The sequence below is a fragment of the Tianweitania sediminis genome (assembly GCF_017813335.1).
Lineage (GTDB): Bacteria > Pseudomonadota > Alphaproteobacteria > Rhizobiales > Rhizobiaceae > Tianweitania > Tianweitania sediminis.
Map to the genome: position 1 here is coordinate 257427 of NZ_JAGIYY010000003.1, position 18493 is coordinate 275919.

Annotated in this window: 20 protein-coding genes; 10 read left to right on the forward strand and 10 right to left on the reverse strand. The window is 61.8% G+C overall.

Going from position 1 to position 18493, the window contains the following annotated elements:
* Positions 1-25: 25 nt before the first annotated feature.
* Positions 26-817 carry an extensin-like domain-containing protein gene (locus J5Y06_RS11700; protein WP_209335339.1) on the forward strand — a complete coding sequence of 264 codons (792 nt, stop codon included), beginning with the start codon at positions 26-28 and terminating at the stop codon, positions 815-817.
* 83 nt (positions 818-900) lie between these two features.
* Positions 901-2211: a hemolysin family protein gene (locus J5Y06_RS11705; protein ID WP_209335340.1), complete on the forward strand. Its 1311-nt coding sequence runs from the start codon at positions 901-903 to the stop codon at positions 2209-2211.
* 42 nt (positions 2212-2253) lie between these two features.
* Here the strand turns inward: J5Y06_RS11705 and J5Y06_RS11710 are convergent, their stop codons facing one another.
* Entirely contained in the window at positions 2254-2889 is a 636-nt protein-coding gene (locus J5Y06_RS11710) for an NADPH-dependent FMN reductase (protein WP_209335341.1), read from the reverse strand.
* 160 nt (positions 2890-3049) lie between these two features.
* Here J5Y06_RS11710 and J5Y06_RS11715 point away from each other — a divergent pair, with 160 nt between their 5' ends.
* Positions 3050-3415 carry a winged helix-turn-helix transcriptional regulator gene (locus J5Y06_RS11715; protein ID WP_209335342.1) on the forward strand — a complete coding sequence of 122 codons (366 nt, stop codon included), beginning with the start codon at positions 3050-3052 and terminating at the stop codon, positions 3413-3415.
* 3 nt (positions 3416-3418) lie between these two features.
* On the opposite strand, the gene J5Y06_RS11720 is transcribed toward J5Y06_RS11715, so the two are convergent.
* Positions 3419-3805, reverse strand: a complete 387-nt coding sequence (locus tag J5Y06_RS11720; protein ID WP_209335343.1) for an acyl-CoA thioesterase — start codon at positions 3803-3805, stop codon at positions 3419-3421.
* 142 nt (positions 3806-3947) lie between these two features.
* Between J5Y06_RS11720 and J5Y06_RS11725 the strand changes: the two genes are divergently transcribed.
* A complete protein-coding gene (locus J5Y06_RS11725) occupies positions 3948-5564 on the forward strand; it encodes a GMC family oxidoreductase (RefSeq protein WP_209335344.1) in 1617 nt (538 codons plus the stop codon).
* Between the two features lie 19 nt (positions 5565-5583).
* A complete protein-coding gene (locus tag J5Y06_RS11730; RefSeq protein WP_209335345.1) occupies positions 5584-6801 on the forward strand; it encodes a mandelate racemase/muconate lactonizing enzyme family protein in 1218 nt (405 codons plus the stop codon).
* Here J5Y06_RS11730 and J5Y06_RS11735 read toward each other — a convergent pair.
* The 6 genes from J5Y06_RS11735 to J5Y06_RS11760 all read right to left on the reverse strand — a co-directional run bounded on the left by J5Y06_RS11735 (position 6798) and on the right by J5Y06_RS11760 (position 12028).
* On the reverse strand, positions 6798-7067 hold the full coding sequence (locus tag J5Y06_RS11735; RefSeq protein WP_245247788.1) for a hypothetical protein: 270 nt from the start codon (positions 7065-7067) through the stop codon (positions 6798-6800). The two genes, J5Y06_RS11730 and J5Y06_RS11735, sit on opposite strands and share 4 nt — an antisense overlap.
* A gap of 72 nt (positions 7068-7139) precedes the next feature.
* A complete protein-coding gene (locus tag J5Y06_RS11740) occupies positions 7140-8246 on the reverse strand; it encodes a hypothetical protein (protein WP_209335346.1) in 1107 nt (368 codons plus the stop codon).
* Positions 8247-8365: 119 nt separating this feature from the next.
* Positions 8366-9280, reverse strand: a complete 915-nt coding sequence (locus J5Y06_RS11745; RefSeq protein ID WP_209335347.1) for an NAD-dependent epimerase/dehydratase family protein — start codon at positions 9278-9280, stop codon at positions 8366-8368.
* Entirely contained in the window at positions 9277-10092 is an 816-nt protein-coding gene (locus J5Y06_RS11750) for a glycosyltransferase (RefSeq protein ID WP_209335554.1), read from the reverse strand. Before J5Y06_RS11750 ends, J5Y06_RS11745 begins: the two co-directional genes overlap by 4 nt.
* A gap of 15 nt (positions 10093-10107) precedes the next feature.
* Complete coding sequence (locus tag J5Y06_RS11755; RefSeq protein ID WP_209335348.1) at positions 10108-11328, reverse strand: NAD-dependent epimerase/dehydratase family protein; 1221 nt, start codon at positions 11326-11328, stop codon at positions 10108-10110.
* A 79-nt stretch (positions 11329-11407) separates the two neighbouring features.
* A complete protein-coding gene (locus J5Y06_RS11760) occupies positions 11408-12028 on the reverse strand; it encodes a flavodoxin family protein (RefSeq protein ID WP_209335349.1) in 621 nt (206 codons plus the stop codon).
* A 182-nt stretch (positions 12029-12210) separates the two neighbouring features.
* Between J5Y06_RS11760 and uvrB the strand changes: the two genes are divergently transcribed.
* Both uvrB and J5Y06_RS11770 read left to right on the forward strand, forming a co-directional pair.
* Complete coding sequence (gene uvrB, locus J5Y06_RS11765) at positions 12211-15168, forward strand: excinuclease ABC subunit UvrB (RefSeq protein WP_209335350.1); 2958 nt, start codon at positions 12211-12213, stop codon at positions 15166-15168.
* Positions 15165-15770 (forward strand): DUF922 domain-containing Zn-dependent protease, encoded by a 606-nt coding sequence (locus tag J5Y06_RS11770; RefSeq protein WP_342453414.1) that lies wholly within the window; start codon positions 15165-15167, stop codon positions 15768-15770. The genes uvrB and J5Y06_RS11770 overlap by 4 nt, the downstream gene beginning before the upstream one ends.
* A gap of 7 nt (positions 15771-15777) precedes the next feature.
* Here J5Y06_RS11770 and clpS read toward each other — a convergent pair whose 3' ends face one another.
* Positions 15778-16083, reverse strand: coding sequence for an ATP-dependent Clp protease adapter ClpS (gene clpS / locus J5Y06_RS11775; RefSeq protein WP_209335351.1), 306 nt, complete (start codon positions 16081-16083; stop codon positions 15778-15780).
* Between the two features lie 442 nt (positions 16084-16525).
* Between clpS and J5Y06_RS11780 the strand changes: the two genes are divergently transcribed.
* From J5Y06_RS11780 to J5Y06_RS11790, 3 genes are all read left to right on the forward strand, one after another.
* On the forward strand, positions 16526-16738 hold the full coding sequence (locus J5Y06_RS11780; RefSeq protein ID WP_209335352.1) for a cold-shock protein: 213 nt from the start codon (positions 16526-16528) through the stop codon (positions 16736-16738).
* Positions 16739-16968: 230 nt separating this feature from the next.
* Positions 16969-17181: a cold-shock protein gene (locus J5Y06_RS11785; RefSeq protein ID WP_209335353.1), complete on the forward strand. Its 213-nt coding sequence runs from the start codon at positions 16969-16971 to the stop codon at positions 17179-17181.
* Positions 17182-17289: 108 nt separating this feature from the next.
* Positions 17290-17718 carry a BA14K family protein gene (locus J5Y06_RS11790; RefSeq protein ID WP_209335354.1) on the forward strand — a complete coding sequence of 143 codons (429 nt, stop codon included), beginning with the start codon at positions 17290-17292 and terminating at the stop codon, positions 17716-17718.
* 47 nt (positions 17719-17765) lie between these two features.
* Here the strand turns inward: J5Y06_RS11790 and J5Y06_RS11795 are convergent, their stop codons facing one another.
* On the reverse strand, positions 17766-18419 hold the full coding sequence (locus J5Y06_RS11795) for an MBL fold metallo-hydrolase (RefSeq protein WP_209335355.1): 654 nt from the start codon (positions 18417-18419) through the stop codon (positions 17766-17768).
* Between the last annotated feature and the right edge of the window lie 74 nt (positions 18420-18493).

Sequence of the window (18493 nt, forward strand, 5' to 3'; positions counted from 1 at the left end):
GGGCCTCCGTTCGGAAGGAAGTGCCATGCCCGTTCAAGCTTCTCGCAAGGTGCTCTTGCAGGCCAAACATCCCGCTCGCATCGTGCTGCTTGCGTCCGCTCTCATCGGCCTTGTGAGCCTCGCTGCCTGCGGAAGGGCGGAGCAGGCGCGGCCCAGCGCGAGCGTCACCAAGTCAGGCGCTGGCCTGCAGCGCCTCGTTCCATCCAACCCGATGATGGTCGGATATCCCCGCTTGAGCCTGCCGATGTCGCAGCTTGGCGCCGAAACGATGCCGGCGGATGAAGTCGCCTGTCGCCGCGAGTTGAAGCGCCTCGGCGTGACTTACCAGGATCTGGCGCCGATCAACGATGGCGGCGCCTGCAGCATCGACTACCCGGTGAAGGTGTCGCAGCTTTCGGGCGGCATTAACATGGCGCCCGCTGCCACGCTGAGCTGTGACATGGCGGTGGCTTTTGCGAGCTGGACCAAGAATGAACTCGCTCCCAATGCGCGGCGTCGCTACTGGTCAGGCGTCAAGACGATCCATCAGGGCTCCAGCTATTCCTGCCGGCGCATCAACCGCACCAATGTCGCGTCGGAACACTCGAAGGGCAACGCGCTCGACGTGATGCGGATCGAACTGAACAACGGCCGCGACATCAAGGTGGAAAAGCAGGGACTATTTGCATTCCGTGCACGCGGCTTGCTCAACACGGTGCGTGCGGACGGTTGCGATTATTTCACGACCGTCCTGGGCCCCGGCTACAACGCCGATCATGCCGATCACTTCCACTTCGACATCAAGGACCGCCGCAACGGCTACCGCGCTTGCCGCTAAACAGGGGAAACCTTTACCGACCCCGCCTGTTTACGGAGCATTCCCACTTCGCACAGCGCGGCGTGGGGTGATATGGAACGGGCATGGTCTACATTGAAGTTCTTATCGTCGTTGTCTTGATTATCATCAACGGCCTGCTTGCCATGTCCGAATTGGCGATCGTGTCGTCTCGGCCAGCCCGCTTGAAGGCAATGGCTGATAAAGGCTCCACCGGCGCTGCAAAGGCGCTTGTTTTGGCTGGCGATCCGGGCCGCTTCTTGTCGACCGTTCAGATCGGCATCACCATGGTTGGGGTGTTGTCCGGTGCGTTTTCAGGCGCAACACTGGGCCAGCGTTTGTCAGGCCTGCTGATTGAAGCCGATGTTCCTGCCGGAATAGCCAACGCGGTAGGCGTCGGCCTCGTGGTCGCTGCGATCACCTATGGTTCCTTGATCATCGGCGAACTCGTCCCCAAGCAGATCGCGCTGCGCAATCCAGAAGGTGTTTCCGCTCGCGTGGCGCCCGCCATGGCGGTGCTCGCCGTGATCGGCGCGCCGCTTGTCTGGTTCCTCGATGTTTCCGGCCGCGCGGTTTTGCAGCTTCTTGGTCAGAAATCGGATGGGGAGGAACGGGTTACTGATGAGGAGATCAAGTCGCTGATCGCCGAGGCGGAAGGAGCGGGCGTCATCGAAACGGACGAGCGCGCCATGATTGCGGGCGTCATGCGTCTTGCAGACCGTACGGTGCGCGGCATCATGACACCGCGCACAGATGTCGACTGGGTCAATGTGCAGTCGGAGTCTGAATCGGTTCGACAAGCCCTGATCGACACGCCGCATTCCCGGCTGCCGGCCGGGGATGGCAGCGTGGACGACATGGTGGGCGTTATCCAGACCCGCGAACTTCTTGCAGCGATCCTAAGCGGAACGTCGCCACTCGACATCAAGGATTTCGTGCGCCAGGCGCCGATCATCCATGACAACGCTGACGCTCTCGCCGCTTTGACGACGCTCAAGGAAGCGTCGGTGCCCATGGCTCTGGTGCATGACGAGCACGGCCATTTCGAAGGCATCGTCACGCCGGCGGACGTGCTGGAAGCAATCACCGGCGCATTCCGCTCGGATTACACCGACGACGGCAACCCGAACGCCGTGCAGCGCGAGGACGGTTCCTGGCTGCTGGCTGGCTACATGCCGGCCGACGAGATGGCGGATATCCTGAAGCTGACCCTGCCGGAAGACCGCGACTACGAAACGCTCGCCGGCTTCGTTCTCGCGCAACTGGCGCACCTGCCGGCTACAGGTGAAAGCGTGGATGCTCTGGGCTGGCGCTTCGAAGTCGTTGATCTCGACGGCCGGCGCATCGACAAGGTGATTGCGCATCCTCTTGCCGGCGTACGGCTGGCCGCCGGCTGAGTTGATTGGCGCGCGTGAAGCGCGCCCCGCCGATGTCTGAAATCAGGCCGCTTTCGCGCTCTGCGTCAGATCCGCATCGCGTGCGGCCTTGGTCGCCTTTACCCACCATGCAAGCTGCGCGACCGTGTCTTCCGCGGCCTTCACCAGGTGCGGGAAGTCCGAAAGCGATTTGCCGTCATTCACCACCGCAAGATACTCGCCGAACATGATGTGCACTGCGTTGCGCGTGGGCACCATCTGAAGCTCAACCGCATGCAGGCGCAGCTGCTCGATCGCCCGGGCGCCACCGACACCGCCATAGCCCACAAAAGCGGCGGGCTTTTTCGCCCACTGCGGATAGGCCCAGTCCAGCGCGTTCTTCAGGGCCGCAGTCGGGCCGTGCGAATATTCGGCTGCGGTGAAGATGAAACCATCCATCTCCTCGAGCTTCGCCTGCCATTGGCGGGCGACGGGGTTCTGCGAGGCACCGTAAGCAGGTGAAACGGCTTCATCGAAAATCGGGAGCGGAAAGTTCTTGAGGTCGAGGATTTCGACGTCCATCGTGCCGTTCGCGCGGGCAAAATCGGCGATCCAGTTTGCTGGCTTGTCGGCGAAGCGGTTGCTTCGGACGCTTCCGATCACGACGGCGATCTTGGCTTGGGATGAGACATGGCGGCATTCCTTGAGAACCGGGTTCAAGGCCCGGCTTGGCTGAAGACAGGGACCCGAGGCGTGTCTGCCTCTGGTATCGAATGGTAACCGAGGCTATATACGAAACCGCCTTCTCCGCCCGCAAGAAGGCACGTTTCTGAAACCAAGGTTACCTTCGGGTGACTGCCGACCAGGAGGGTCTTGGACCATGATACACGGCAACAGTGCTGATTGTCGCGCCGTCAGCGGGATCCTAGCTCGCGTCGGGGACAAATGGACCGTGCTCGTTGTGGAACTGCTTGGGAAAGGTCCGATGCGGTTCAACGAATTGCGCCGGATGATCGGCGGCATTTCGCAGAAGATGCTGACGGCCACCTTGCGCGGCCTGGAGCGGGACGGCTTCGTCACCCGCACGGTTTACCCGACGATCCCGCCGCGTGTGGATTACGAGCTGACGGATCTCGGGCGAGAGCTGCTTGTACCGGTACATGCGCTTGGCGATTGGGCGCGCGTCAATATCGGCCGGGTTGAAGCTGCGCGAGCCCGCTTTGACTCGAGCCAGAAAGCAGCCTGATCTTTACTCGGTCGGCACGTTCTTCGGTTTGCCCTCGGCATCGAGTGCGACCATGATGATTTCTGCGTTCGTCACCAGTTCGCGCTTATCAGATAGATAGCGCTGCGCCCAAGCCTCCACATGGAGCGTCAGCGACGTGCGGCCGATCTTGGTGATGTCGATGTAGATCTCCAGCGTGTCGCCGATCTTCACCGGCTTCGCGAAGGCCATCTCCCGCACCGCGGCCGTGACGACGCGTCCCCTGGCCCGCTCGGCAGCGCGTATCCCGCAGGCCAGATCCATTTGCGCCATAACCCAGCCGCCAAAGATGTCGCCGGCAGCGTTTGCATCGCCGGGCATGGCGAGCGTCCGCAATGTCAGTTGGCCTCGCGGGCCTGTTGGTTCAGACATGAGGTTTCCTTGTTTGCCCATCGCCACGGCTTCTTAGACCCGTCGCATTTTTCACAAGCAGTGCCGATCACCGCCTAACCTGAGCGCGCCCTGCTGGCTACCTTTGGCACACTTTTATCCAGGCCACGTGACGCGCTTTCCCATGCAGACATACGACTTTGTTATCGTCGGCTCCGGCTCAGCCGGCTCCGTGGTGGCCGAAAAGCTTTCCGCGAATGGACGCTTCTCCGTTCTTGTTCTGGAAGCAGGCGGCACGGATCGTCGTTTCTACGTCCAGATGCCCCTTGGCTACGGCAAGACCTTTTTCGATCCGCGGGTGAACTGGAACTACAAGGCCGAACCCGATCCTGGCCTTGCCGGCAACGTGGACCACTGGCCCCGCGGCAAGATCATAGGCGGCTCGAGCTCCATCAATGCCATGGTCTGGATTCGGGGAGCGCGAGAAGACTATGATGACTGGGCAGCGGCCGGAAATCCCGGCTGGAGCTATGACGACGTGCTGCCCGCCTTCAGGGCGATCGAGGACAATGAAGCAGGCGGGGACGAGTGGCGCGGACGGGGCGGCCCTGTGCATGTCAGTGACAACCACCGCTTCATCCATCCCTTGACAAAGCGCTTCCTTCAGGCCGGCGAAGAACTTGGCCTGCCCCGCAATCCTGACTTCAACGGCAAGGCGCAAGACGGCGTCGGCGTGTACCAGATCACGACGCGCGACGGTCGGCGCATGTCAGCCGCGCGCGCCTTTTTGCGCCCGGCCTTGAAGCGAAAGAACGTGCGCCTTGAAACCGGCGCCCATGCCACTCGCATCCTGTTTGAAGGCAAGCGCGCGGTCGGCGTCGAGTACGTTCGGCGAGGCCAGAAAATGACCGTGCGAGCCGGCCGTGAAGTGGTCGTCAGCAGCGGCTCGGTCAACACACCGCAGCTCCTGCAACTGTCCGGCGTGGGGCCCGCAGCATTGCTGCAAGGCTTCGGCATCAACGTCATTCACGCCAATGAGCATGTCGGCGCCAACCTGCAGGATCACCTTGGCATCAACTACACCTGGCGCGGCAACATCGCGACGTTGAACCAGATCCTGCGGCCTTGGTGGGGCAAGGCGATGGCGGGCGCGCAGTATCTGCTTTTGCGTCGCGGCCCGCTGTCGATGAGCATGAACCAGGGCGGAGGCTTTTTCCGCACCGATCCCGCTCAGAAGCGCGCCAACATGCAGCTTTATTTCCAGGCGTTTTCTACCGTGCTGCCGCGGCCGGGCGAGCGGCCGATCCTGTCGCCTGATCCTTGGCCGGGTTTTTCGATCGGGCTGTCCAATTGCCGGCCGTCCAGCCGCGGCGAGATCATGATCCGCTCCGCAGATCCGATGCAGCACCCCCGCATTTCAGCCAACGCTTTTTCCACGGAAAACGACGTGGCCGAGATGCTCGACGCCGTGAAGTTCCTGCGAAAAATGGCGGCTACAGAGGCCTTCGACGGCGTTCTGGAGGAAGAAATGCTCCCCGGCGCCCGCGTTCAGTCCGATGAGGAACTGGTCGACGACTTTCGCCGTCGCTCCGGCACCGTCTATCATCCCGTTTCGACCTGCCGCATGGGGCCGGACCCGAGCCAGTCCGTTGTGGACGCTCGGCTGCGGGTGCACGGGCTTGAAGGCCTGCGCATAATCGACGCCTCCATTTTCCCGTCCAACATCACCGGCAACACCAACGCCGCCGCCATCCTGACCGGCTGGAAGGGCGGCGAAATGCTGGTCGAGGACCACCGCTGACAGTTGAGGAGCCGCGATCATGAAGATCACTGACGTCAAAACCTGGGTTGTGGGCAATCCGCCGCCCGGCATCGGCGGCCGCTACTTCATCTTTGTCAGGCTGACCACCGACCACGGCGTGGTGGGTTACGGAGAGGCCTATTCCGCCACCTTCGATGCGCATCTGACCGCCAGGATGATCGAGGATCTGGCCGAGCGCTTCTTTATCGGCCACGACCCGCATGACATCGAGGTGTTTTTCCGGCGCTGTTACTCGGTGGGCTTTTCGCAGCGCCCGGACCCGTCCGTGATGGGCTGTTTCTCCGCGCTTGAGATCGCCTGCTGGGACATCATCGGCAAGGAAGCCGGCAAGCCCGTCTACAAGCTGCTGGGGGGGCAGGTGCATGAACGCCTTCGCTCCTACACTTACCTTTATCCGCGAACGGGTTCGGTCCACACCGAAGGCGGCGCAAGCAGCGGTCGCAGCGTGTACAACGACCCCGAACTCGCCGCCGAATGCGCCCTGCATTATCTCGAACAGGGCTTCAAAGCGGTAAAGCTCGACCCTGCCGGCCCCTACACGATCCATGACGGCCACCAGCCCCGCCTCGTGGACATCGAGCTTTCCACCCGCATGGTGAAAGCAATTCGCGAAGCCGTCGGCACCCGCGCCGATATCCTGTTTGGCACCCACGGCCAGTTCACGGCATCGGGCGCGCTTCGCATGGCGCGGGCCCTGGAACCCTATGATCCGCTCTGGTTCGAGGAGCCCTGCCCGCCCGACATGCCCGAAGTCATGGCGCAAATCGCCCGCGGCACGTCGATCCCGATCGCGACCGGCGAGCGCCTGACCACGAAGTTCGAGTTCGCCCGCGTGATCGAGCAGCGCGCCGCCACGATCCTGCAGCCGGATCTCGGCCGGTCGGGCGGGATTCTGGAAACCAAGAAGATCGCTGCCATGGCGGAAGCCTATCACATCCAGATCGCGCCTCACTGCTACTGCGGTCCCATCGTGGGGACCGCGAACATTCAGCTCGCCACGACTTTGCCGAACTTCCTGATCCTCGAGTCACTGAAGCAGTGGGATGGCTTTCATGCCGATCTCCTGAAAACGAAGATCGCGTGGGAAGACGGCTACGTCATTCCTTCAAGCGAGCCGGGCTTGGGCGTGGAACTCGACGAAACCGTTTGCGAGGCCCATCCATGGACGGGCAAAGGCCTCCACCTTGAGATGCAGCAGGTGCCGCTTTCGACCTAGTGGTCCGAGAGCCGCTTCGTGTCGTCGGCCTCCGACGGCAGCTTCAACTCATGCACGGTGAGCTTGCGAATTTCGACCTCGCCGAACTTCGCCTTGCGCACCGTCAAGCGCCCGATGGCGAAAGCACCGACGGCGACCGCGCCGATCGCCAAGGCTCCAAGGGCAATGCTGCCGACGGCGATGGCGCCAGTTGCCGTTGCCCCTTTCGCAGTTGCGCCGGCTGCGCTCGCCAGCTTGAGGGAGAAGGGTCTTGCTGAACGTTTCATGGGGTGGAATTCCGGCTGTCGCGCAACAACGTCCCGGCAGCCGATCAGTTCACGCGGGAAACGCTTGCAGCGTCAGGCTGCACCTGTCTCTTCGGGTTCGGCCTTGAGCGGCTTGGTTTCTCTCGGCTCATCCGCATTTTGTGCGTAGCTGGTCCGGACTTCTTCCGCGCTTGGCGGTGACGCTGGATTGCCTTCCAGAATACCAAACAGGGCTTCCACGTACCCCGCCGGCAGTCCACCCCCGCGCAGCTTGTCGATGAGCGACAATGACCCCACGCCGGGTGCGTCATTGTCCGTCAGGCCCACGAGGTTGCGTCCGGCCGGTTCCACGCGCGTGGTTGTTCCAACAACAACCGTTTCCTGGCCGATCACCATCGTCCGGGTGCCAACCTGAACCTGTTCGGATCCGACAACGACCATCTCCGTGCCGACCTGCACTTGCCGTGTCCCCACCTGGACCTTCTCGACGCCGACCACCTGCGCTTGGGTTGTGCCTGCCTCCAGACCAAGGGCGGCGAGAGGGCTGCCGGTCCGGTTGAACCAGCTCGGCGCAACGTCGGCGATTCGAAGATCCTGAGCATCGTCTGTTTGGAGTTGCAGCCGTCCCCTCTCGTCGAGGCTGGCGCTCAAACCTTCGATGCCATCGAATGCAGCCACGACCGCATCCGCGAACGATCCCTTGTTGGAGTCAAACTCGTACCGAGTTGTTCCCGAGCCGTCGCGAACGGAGATGCTCGACCGGCTTTCGAACGTGATCACGGCATACCCGCCGTCACCCACCCTGACCGCCAGATCGGCGCCGGTTTCGATGTTGGCCTGTGTAAGCGAGCGGATCGAATCGAGGGACCGATCGCCGGCTACGGTCGTGGCACGGAGTTCACGATCCTCATAAACGGCTTCTTCGGCGAAGATCGCCCGCTCCTGCGTAATAGCCCGCTCTTCAAAAACCGCTTCGGTGCGGGTGACATCCCGCGTTTCGGTGACGTCCTCCCGGATTTCCTTCACGGCTTTTTCGTAGATCGGCTGGTAAGTGCCTGGCATCGCCCCCTGCCTGATGCCAAGCTGTGCGGAAGCGCCACTGTTTGCAAGACTGGTCAGGCTGTTTCCAGCTTTGGCCGCTGCGACCTGACGTTGATTCACCAGCGTCACGAGATTGCTTTTGACGGATTCCACGCGCATGCGAGTTGTTCCCCCGTTGAGCGATGCCCAGGATTGCTCCTTGCATCACCTTGGCAGATGCGCGTTGCGGTAGATTTACGGGCGGAGCAGCAGTTCGACCGATCCCACTGATGGATCGTTTACCTTGCGGCGATGAGTGTTCGGGCGAGATCGCGCACGGTTTCCGACAAGAGGCGCGCCCCGCCGGGCTGCCAGCCAAGCGCCTGCAGGCGCGCGCTGGACATCGGATTGAACCCGCTCGTATCGGCGGCTGGGGGCAGTGGATAGGAAAGGCCGCTTTCCTCCTGCACGATGGCCAGCACGTCGCTGCGATCCACCATCAGGTCGGACACGTTGAAGACCTTTCCGGAAACATCCTCCGCCGGGAGCGTGAGCGACAGTTCCACCGCACTGGCGACGTCGCGGCAGTGCACCTCGGTTCCGGCGCGCGGTTCAACCGCTTGACCTGCCATCCAGGCGCGGATCATCGGCGTCCATTTGTCGTCACGGCCTGGCGCGGCCGGACCGTAAACGCCGGTGACCCGCAGCGACGCCGTTATGAAACGGTCGTCTGCCAGGCTCTGCAAGCGACGCTCTCCGGCCAGCTTCACTTCCCCGTAAAGCGTATCGGCATGAGGGCGTGTAGTTTCGTCCAGCACCAGGCCTGGAGGTTGCGTGCCATAAACGGCGCGGGTCGAGAGAAACACCGTGCGTTCCACGCCGCATGCCTTTGCGGCTCGGAACAGCGCTTCGGAGCCGTTGATGTTTCTGATCTTGAAGCTCTCGGGATCATCGCCCTCCCCGCCCCGGAATTTGCCCGGCAGATGGTCGAAGGCGGCATGCACGAAATGGCTGGCCCCCTGAAACGCCGGTGACCAGTCGATCTCGTCGCCGAGACTGGCTGTCATGAAGGCAACGGGACCCACGAAGTCGCCTCGCTCAGGCGCGTGGCGGCCAATGATGCGGACATGGTGACCCGCTTCGATCAGCCCGTTGACGATGAAGCGGCCCACGAAACCCGTGCCGCCAGAAACAACCGAAATGGGAAAGCTCATTGCCGGGCGGGGTTCGGGAGCATGTCGATGGAAGGAATTGCGGTTCCGTCGCGGAAAGCCTGCCACAGCTCGATGAGCGGCTTCAACTGTTCGGCTCGCGGATGATCCGTTTCCCACGGCTTCTCGTACTGGAAGTGCAGAACTGAGATCGCCTTCCAGTCCCAAAGCTCGGGCAGGTTGAACCACACATACTGAAGCATGTTGAAGAACACTGGCAGCCCATGCCATTGCGGAAAAAAGGCTTCCAGGAAGGTCTGGTCCGTCCGCCGCCAGAAAGCGTCGGGTCCGTCCAGTCGCGCGAGCATGGCATCAAAGGTCATGCTGGAGGGTTTCGCGACAAAAACGCCGGAATTCAGGCGGTGGAAGTCACCAAGCCCCTCGTAAACATTCGGAGCAGCGGAAAACTCTGGATATCCGAAAAGCCTGTCGATCGGGCGCAGAACAAGCGTGTCCGCGTCCAGGAAAACCACGGTTTCATATTGCGTGAGCTGCCAAAGCCGTAGCTTCGCAAAATTGTCCAGCGGCGTGTGAAAGCCGGGTTTGCGCCCCTTGGTGAAGGGCGCCGCACCGTGGAGCTTCGCCCGGGCATGGCGCTCGTTGAAGCCGTCCGACGTCGGCAGGAGTTCGGCCTCGATCAGCTTGGCGCCTTCACGCTCCAGCATCTCGAGATCCGTGCTCGCCGCGCCGCCGGTATGCAGCACAACAAGATCGGCCTCGGTCCTCGTGCGCTTCAAGGAGCGCAGCAGAACCGCGGCACCCAGTGCGTAATCGGCATTGGTGACAAGCGTAACGAAGGCGTGGCGGTGAGGCAGCAGGTGCAGCCTCGCTCAGCTGACGCTCTTCAGCCGCTTGCCTTCGGGATCATGCTCCAGCGTCGGCGCGATGTCCTTGGTCCAGGCTGACACGGCCGGAATGCGGCTGCGGTCGACGCGGTAGGCGAACTTCTTTGCAACATCCATGACTTCCGAAAGCAGGCCTTCTTCCAGCGTGATCGGGTTGAGGCCGAGCGCACGGAACTGATCGTTCTTCACCACCAGGTCGTTTTCGGCCGCTTCCTTTCGTGGGTTCGGCAGGTAAGCGACCGTTCCGCCGGCAATCCGGGCCACCATCTCGGCAAGATCGCGCACGCGGTGCGTTTCGGTCATCTGATTGAAGATCTTGACCCGATCACCCTTCTTGGGCGCGTTGTTCAACGCCAGTTCGATGCAGCGCACAGAATCCTGGATGTGGATGAAGGCACGCGTTTGCCCGCCGACCCCGTGAACGGTCAGCGGATAGCCGATCGCCGCCTGGATCAGGAAGCGGTTCAACACCGTGCCATAATCGCCGTCATAGTCGAAGCGATTGACGAGTTGCGGATGCTTTCGCGTCTGTTCTGTATGGGTGCCCCAAACAATACCTTGGTGCAGGTCGGTGATCCGCACGCCATCGTTCTTCGCGTAGAATTGGAACAGCAGCTGATCCAGGCTCTTCGTCATGTGGTAGATGGAGCCGGGATTGGTCGGGTAAAGGATCTCCTGGCTCACGGTTTCACCCGACATCGTCTCAATGCCTACCGGCAGATAGCCTTCCGGAATGGCAGCACCCACGGTGGAATAGCCGTAAACGCCCATCGTTCCGAGATGAATCAAGTGCGCGTCGAGGCCGAGCTCCACCATGGCGTTGAGCAGGTTATGCGTGGCGTTGACGTTGTTGTTGACCGTGTAGTTCTTGTGCCGGTCGCTCTTCATGGAATACGGCGCGGCACGCTGTTCGGCGAAATGGATCACGACGTCCGGACGCTCGGCGGCGAGCCAGTTCTTCAGCACGTCATAATCGCGCGCGAGGTCAATCAGGTGGAAGTGGATACGCCGCCCGGTTTCCTGGTGCCAGATGCGCGTGCGCTCTTGGATCGAGTCCATCGGCGTGAGGGATTGCACGCCAAGCTCGGTATCGATCCAGCGGCGCGACAGATTGTCGAGGATGTGGATCTCGTGGCCCAGTTCTGAAAGGTGAAGCGAAGTGGGCCAGCCGACGAAACCGTCACCACCGAGAACGGCAATCTTCATCGATTCGATCCTTGTCCAATATCTAAGCCGGCATTCCCTTAGCCGGTTTTTGTGACAGGATCACGCCCCGGCTTGAGAACTAGGATTCCACGCCGGGATAAGGCGATGTTTTCAACAAGGCTGCGAGGTGCGCCGCGTTGGACGCAACCATCTCCAGCGTCTGCTTCACCTTGTCGGGCGTGGTCTCCAGATCCTTGTAGTCGGTCGAGCCCATCGCTTCGCCGACCCAGTAGGCACCGGCATTGGCTGGAATCGTGAAGCCGACGTCGCTCAGCGCCTGGAAACACTCGGCATGGACATGGTGGGCGCCGTCCTCGTTGCCAACAACAACAACCACGGCGACCTTGCCCGCCGCCGGCATGCGACCCTTGTCGTCGGTTTCGCCAAGAAAGGCATCCATCCGCTCCAGCACGCGCTTGGCAACGGATGACGGCTGCCCCAGCCAGATTGGCAGCGCGAGAACGAAGATGTCGGCATCAAGCACGCGCTGGCGGAGCGCCGGCCACGCGTCCCCATTACCCATGTCGCTCTCCACACCCGGCTTGATGTCGTGGTCCAGCGCCCGCTCGATCGAACATGAAACGCCCCGCTTCTCAAAGGCTTTGAAGAGATCGTCCGCCAACTTGTCCGTCGAGGAGCTTTCCTTGTTCTCGGAGGCCTTGAGGGAGCAATTGAGCGCAAAGGCAGTGAGGCCGGCCATGTCGTGTCCTTAGGTCGTGTTAAACTCTCTGATGCTGGCGCAACGCCTCAGGCGCTGCTTGGTTCGCTCGACGCGCAGAGCAATCGCGCCTTCTGACAGCCTCCTGTCAGGACGATCAATTCAGGAGCAGCTAACCGGATGCGGCTCTTTTCTCTGTGCGAGACTCCCACCATATTGGCGGTATGGCCAATCCCACCTATCGTAAGACTGCGCCTTCGGGTCCGAAGAAGCGCGGCAATCCGCTGACGGACTATTTGGACGCGTCCGAGCCGCTGCATCGCGGCCGTGCACCCGCGGACACGATCGATCCCGAAGAAGGGCCAGTAGACGCGGCAGATGATGCTGCGCGAGACGGCTTCGGCGAAGCGCCGCAGGCGGACCTGACCGGCACCCCGCTGTCGGGGTCGATCAGCGACTGGGCCAAGCAGATCGAGAAGGAAGCCGAAACGGCGCCGAAGAAGCCGAAGGTTCCGAAGAAGGTGCCGGAGCGCTCGTCTGCCGCCACCAAGTCGGCACGCGGCACATCCATGGGCGGGGCGGCAACGCCGAAGGAGCGCGCCGCGGCCGGCCTCAATCCCGTTGCCGGCATGGACATCAGCCTGGAGGACGCCGCGTCGCTGTCCTCCTCCGGCGTAACTGCAACCGTGGCCGCCCTTTCGGCACTGATCGAAAGCGGTAACCCGCTGCACAAGAATGGCGTGCTGTGGACGCCGCACCGCCCTGCCCGCCCGGAAAAGTCCGAGGGCGGCATTACCCTCAAGATGACAACCGACTTCAAGCCGTCGGGTGACCAGCCAACGGCGATCAAGGACCTCGTCGAGGGCGTCGCTAACGAAGACCGGACGCAGGTGCTGCTCGGCGTCACGGGTTCGGGCAAGACCTTCACCATGGCCAAGGTGATCGAGGAAACGCAGCGACCGGCGCTGATCCTCGCCCCCAACAAGACGCTGGCTGCCCAGCTCTATGGCGAGTTCAAGAAGTTCTTCCCCGACAACGCCGTGGAGTATTTCGTTTCCTATTACGACTACTACCAGCCGGAAGCTTACGTTCCGCGCACCGACACCTTCATAGAAAAGGAATCGTCGATCAACGAGCAGATCGACCGCATGCGCCACTCCGCGACACGCTCGCTGCTCGAACGGGACGACGTGGTAATCGTCGCGTCCGTGTCCTGCATCTACGGTATCGGCTCGGTCGAGACGTATACGGCCATGACCTTCCAGATGACGATCGGCGACCGGCTCGACCAGCGGCAGCTCCTCGCCGACCTCGTGGCACAGCAATACAAGCGGCAGGACATCAACTTCGTGCGCGGATCGTTTCGGGTCCGCGGTGACACAATCGAGATCTTCCCCGCCCACTTGGAAGACCGCGCCTGGCGCATCTCTCTGTTCGGCGATGAGATCGAGCAGATCGTGGAATTCGACCCGTTGACCGGTAAGAAGACCGGTGAGCTCAAGTCGGTGAAGATCTACGCCAACTCGCACTACGTGACGCCGCGCCCGACCCTCAACCAGGCCATCAAGTCCATCAAGGAAGAGCTCCAGGGCCGCTTGGTTGAGCTCGAACGCGCCGGTCGCCTCTTGGAAGCACAGCGGCTTGAACAGCGCACACGCTTTGATCTGGAAATGCTGGAAGCCACCGGCTCCTGCGCCGGCATCGAGAACTATTCGCGCTATCTCACTGGTCGCAAGCCCGGCGATCCGCCGCCGACCCTGTTCGAATACATCCCCGACAACGCACTGGTCTTCATCGACGAAAGCCATGTCACCGTCCCGCAGATCGGCGGCATGTATCGCGGCGACTTTCGGCGCAAGGCGACGCTCGCCGAATACGGCTTCCGCCTGCCCTCCTGCATGGACAACCGCCCGCTGCGCTTCGAGGAATGGGACGCGATGCGTCCGCTCTCGGTTGCCGTGTCGGCGACGCCAGGCGCCTGGGAGATGGAAGAAGCAGGCGGCGTGTTCGCCGAGCAGGTCATCCGCCCCACCGGTTTGATCGACCCGCCAGTCGAGGTGCGTCCGGCGAAAAGTCAGGTGGACGATGTGCTGGGCGAAATCCGCGAAACCACGGCCAAAGGGTATCGCACGCTCTGCACCGTGCTCACCAAGCGCATGGCCGAAGATCTCACGGAATATCTGCACGAGCAGAACATCCGCGTGCGCTACATGCATTCCGACATCGACACGCTGGAGCGCATCGAGATCCTCCGCGACCTGCGGCTTGGCGCCTTCGACGTGCTTGTCGGCATCAACCTTCTGCGTGAAGGGCTCGACATTCCTGAATGCGGCTTCGTTGCGATCCTTGACGCCGACAAGGAAGGCTTCCTGCGGTCTGAAACGTCCCTGATCCAGACCATCGGCCGCGCCGCGCGGAACGTCGACGGCAAGGTCATCCTTTACGCCGACCAGATCACCGGCTCCATGAATCGCGCGATGGCGGAAACCAACCGGCGCCGTGAGAAGCAGTTAGCCTACAACGCCGAACACGGCATCACGCCCGAAAGCGTGAAGTCCAACATTTCCGATATTCTCGATTCCGTTTACGAGCGCGACCATGTACGCGCCGAGATTCCGGGTGCAAAAGAGAAGGGCGGCGCGAACAATCTCGTCGGCAACAATCTCAAGGCGCATCTCGATTACCTCGAAAAGGAAATGCGCAACGCCGCTGCCGATCTCGACTTCGAGAAGGCCGCGCGCATTCGCGACGAGGTGAAGCGCCTGCGCGAAACCGAGCTTGCCATTTCGGACGATCCGCTGGCCCGCACCGTGGAATATGAGAGCCCTGTTTCGGGCCGGGAGAAAGGCAAGCACAACAAGGGGCGCGCCGTGCATCGCGCGGTCGATGAGGAAACCGGACAGTCGCTGTTTGCGAAGCCTCACCTCGATGCGATGGGCACGTCCGGCGATCATGCGGTGCCCGCCGGAGCGGTCGAGCGCTCGCTGTTCCGCAAGAACTCGCTGGACGAAATGACCGTGCGGCGCACGGAAAAGCCGGTGGAAGGCACCAAGCCGCAGAAGCCGGTTGACGATCCGCGTCCGCTGATCCGCGCAAAGGTCGGCGCCGGCTCCTACGAAGATCCTGCGGACCAGCAGCGCCAGAAACGGCGCAAGTCGAAGACGGGGCGCCCGGGACGGTGAGCTGGCGGATCGGTCTCGTTGTCTTCGCCGCGCTGGTGTTTGGGGCGATGCCTGCCCTTGCGCAGGTCAAGGCCAAAGAGGTGGTGAAGACGTATGCCATTTCCGGCACCACGGGCCCCGAACTCTACGATTCGATCGGCGAAAATGGGCCGCGCATCGGCGGCATGGCCGTGACCGGCACCATTGCCCACACCAACTTCGATCTGCGGTGGCGGCGCAACTACCAGCCGGAAGGCAACGGCTGCCGTTTGGTTTCAGCTGTTCCGTTTCTGACGATCACCTACACAGTGCCCAAGCCGAGGGGATTGCTGCCGGCCGAAACCAAGCGCCTGTGGGACACGTTCAGCGACGGCATCCTTGCACATGAAAAGGTGCATGGCGCGCAGATCGAGGACATGGCAAACACGATCTATGCTGAAACGGTCGGCTTCTTTCAGCCTGATGATCCCGGCTGCAAAAAGATCCGCGACGCCATTCAGCCGCTGCTGGCCGCCGCATCAAACAAGCAGCGCGCTGAGGCGCGCGAATTCGATCGCATCGAGATGAGCAATGGCGGCAATGTCCACCGCTTGATCCTCGACCTCGTCAACGGCGGACGCTGAAGCGCACTTATTCTTCCGGTTCGGTGGTAAACAGCAGCGGATAGCCGGCGCGCTTGCCGGCGTCGGTCGCGCGCGTCGCCTTGGTTTCCGCCACGTCCTTGGTGAACACCGCCACGACGCAAACGCCCTTGCGATGTGCGGTGATCATGATCTGGTAGGCTTGGTCGCCCGTGATGCGGAACTCGGCCTTGAGCACAGCCGTCACGAATTCGCGCGGTGTGAAGTCGTCGTTGACAAGAATGACCTTGTGCAACTTGGGCCGCTCGGTTTTCGGGCGCAGCTTCGTGACTGGCGGCGTGACAGTTTCGCTCATGACGATCATAACCAGGAGGTGAACCGGAGCGCTTGCAGCTGTGCCGCAAGAGGTCGCTGGCTCCTGTTTAATCCTCGCAACCGCTTTTCGCAAATGCTGCGCGAGCCGACCTTCTTCGGGATTCGGCCGGTTGCGTGAAGAACGTTTCCTCCCACATCCGCGGCGCAGCGCAGCCAGGGGAGCGTCAGCAAGGATCGTCCAATGTAGAACAAGTACTTGTCAGCGACAGCCACGGATATACCTGAAGTTGTGCACCCTTGCCTAAGAATATCTTCCATGCGATAAACCCGTTACGTTTGGGCATTTGCCGCCGGGGGGAACGGCTCGCATCCATCCTTCCCTGGCTTCAAAATTCTGACGCCCGCATTGCGGGAACACGCACCGGTTTGAGCGCAACCAGAACCGGTGCCGATCAAGGAATGGGATAAGGAGTTTTCCCTCTATGGCGCAGACTGGTACTGTGAAGTTCTTCAACGCAACGAAGGGCTTCGGCTTCATTACTCCCGACGATGGCGCCAAGGATGTGTTTGTTCACATTTCGGCTGTTGAGCGTTCCGGCATGCATACGCTGATGGACGGTCAGAAGGTCAGCTTTGAAGTGGAGCCCGATCGCATGGGCAAGGGCCCCAAAGCCGTTAACCTGCGACCGGCCTGATCTACGCCACAGAATGAGCTTCGGGGAGGCGCGGTCCAGGCCGCGCCTTCTTTTTTGATCGTGCTGATGCAAGGCTGTTGCAGCTTTTCCTTGCCCGCTGCCGTGAAATCGGCCAACTTTCCTCCGGTGCCGGTGGAGGGGTCGCGACAATCGACCGTCGCTGCGCGGCGCCAAGGAACAGCCGGGCGCATGCGTTCCGGGGTCGTTATGCGGAGCGAGGACCAGACTAGATGTCACAAAGCGGGACCGTTAAGTTTTTCAATGAGGATAAGGGGTTTGGTTTCATTACCCCTGACGACGGTGGCAAGGATGTGTTTGTCCACATTTCCGCCGTTCAGTCATCCGGCCTGCCAGGTTTGCAGGACGGGCAGAAAGTGCGTTTCGACACCGAGCCTGACAAGCGTGGCAAGGGTCCGAAAGCCGTAAATCTGACGCTCGGCTAAAGCGCGACGATCAACTTCAATATTCAGCGCGCGTTCACAATATGCGCGCTAATTTTGCCGCTATGCCGGTGAAGAGATGGCTTGCGTGACCGGCGCAGGAGATCTGAGATGAAGCGCTTTCTGAAATCCCTAGTTCTGACGGCGGCGGTTGCTGCCACAACGTTGACCGCCTTTTCACCAGCCGAAGCACGTGATCGCTGGCATCATCGCCATCATCGCGGGAGTGACGCTGCCGTGGCAGGCATTGCCGGCCTGGCCGTCGGTGCTCTTGCTGGCGCAGCCCTTGCGGCGCCGCGCGAGCGCGTCATCATCGACGACGGCTATTACCCCGCCCCGCCTCCCCCGCGTCGCGTTTACGTCGAGCGCCGCTATGAAACCCGCCCGACGGTGGTTTACGGCGGAAGCTACGGCAGCTTCGCGGAACCGTGGTCGCGTGAATGGTATCGCTATTGCGCAGACCGTTACCGCAGCTTCAACCCGTCGGACGGCACCTTTGTCGGCTATGATGGCGTGCGCCGCTTCTGCGAAGCCAACTGAGTTCAGCACATGTGACGACAAGAAAAGCCGCAGCTTCTGCGGCTTTTTTATTGCGCGTCCCCCGTGAGGAATGGGTTGCCACGGCGCTCATCGCCGAAACGGCTGCCAGGACCATGTCCGCAGATGAAGCCGATGTCGTCGCCGAGCGGCAGCAGCTTGTTCCTGATCGAAGCAATCAAGGCGGCGTGGTCGCCCCCCGGCAGGTCGGTACGCCCGATCGATCCGTGAAACAGCACGTCGCCGACATGGGCAAAGCGCGCCTCACGGTTGAAGAACACCACGTGCCCCGGCGCGTGGCCCGGGCAATGCAGCACCTCGAACTGGTGCTCGCCGAAACCCACGACATCGCCTTCGGCAAGGAAGCGATCCGGTGTGCAGTTGCGCACAGCATCGGAAACCCCGAACCGGACAGCTTGCACTTCCAGGTTCTGGAGCAGTGGCGTGTCGGCTTCGTGTGGTCCCACGAGTGGAACCCCGAGCGCGTCCTTCAGGTCCATTGCGCCACCCGCGTGATCGATGTGGCCGTGCGTCAGCCAGATCGCCTGAACCGTGACGCCGTACTGCTCCAGCGCAGCCCGGATGCGCGGGAGGTCGCCACCTGGATCAACGACAACCCCTTCCTTGGTGTCGGCGTCGAAAAGAATGGTGCAGTTCTGCTGGAACGGCGTGACCGGCACGATGGCTGCGTTGAGTTGACCCATGATCCGCGACGTCTCCCTTGATCCCACCGGCTGGAGATAGGCCGCGCCGACCGCGAGGTCCAGAAAGGAAAAGG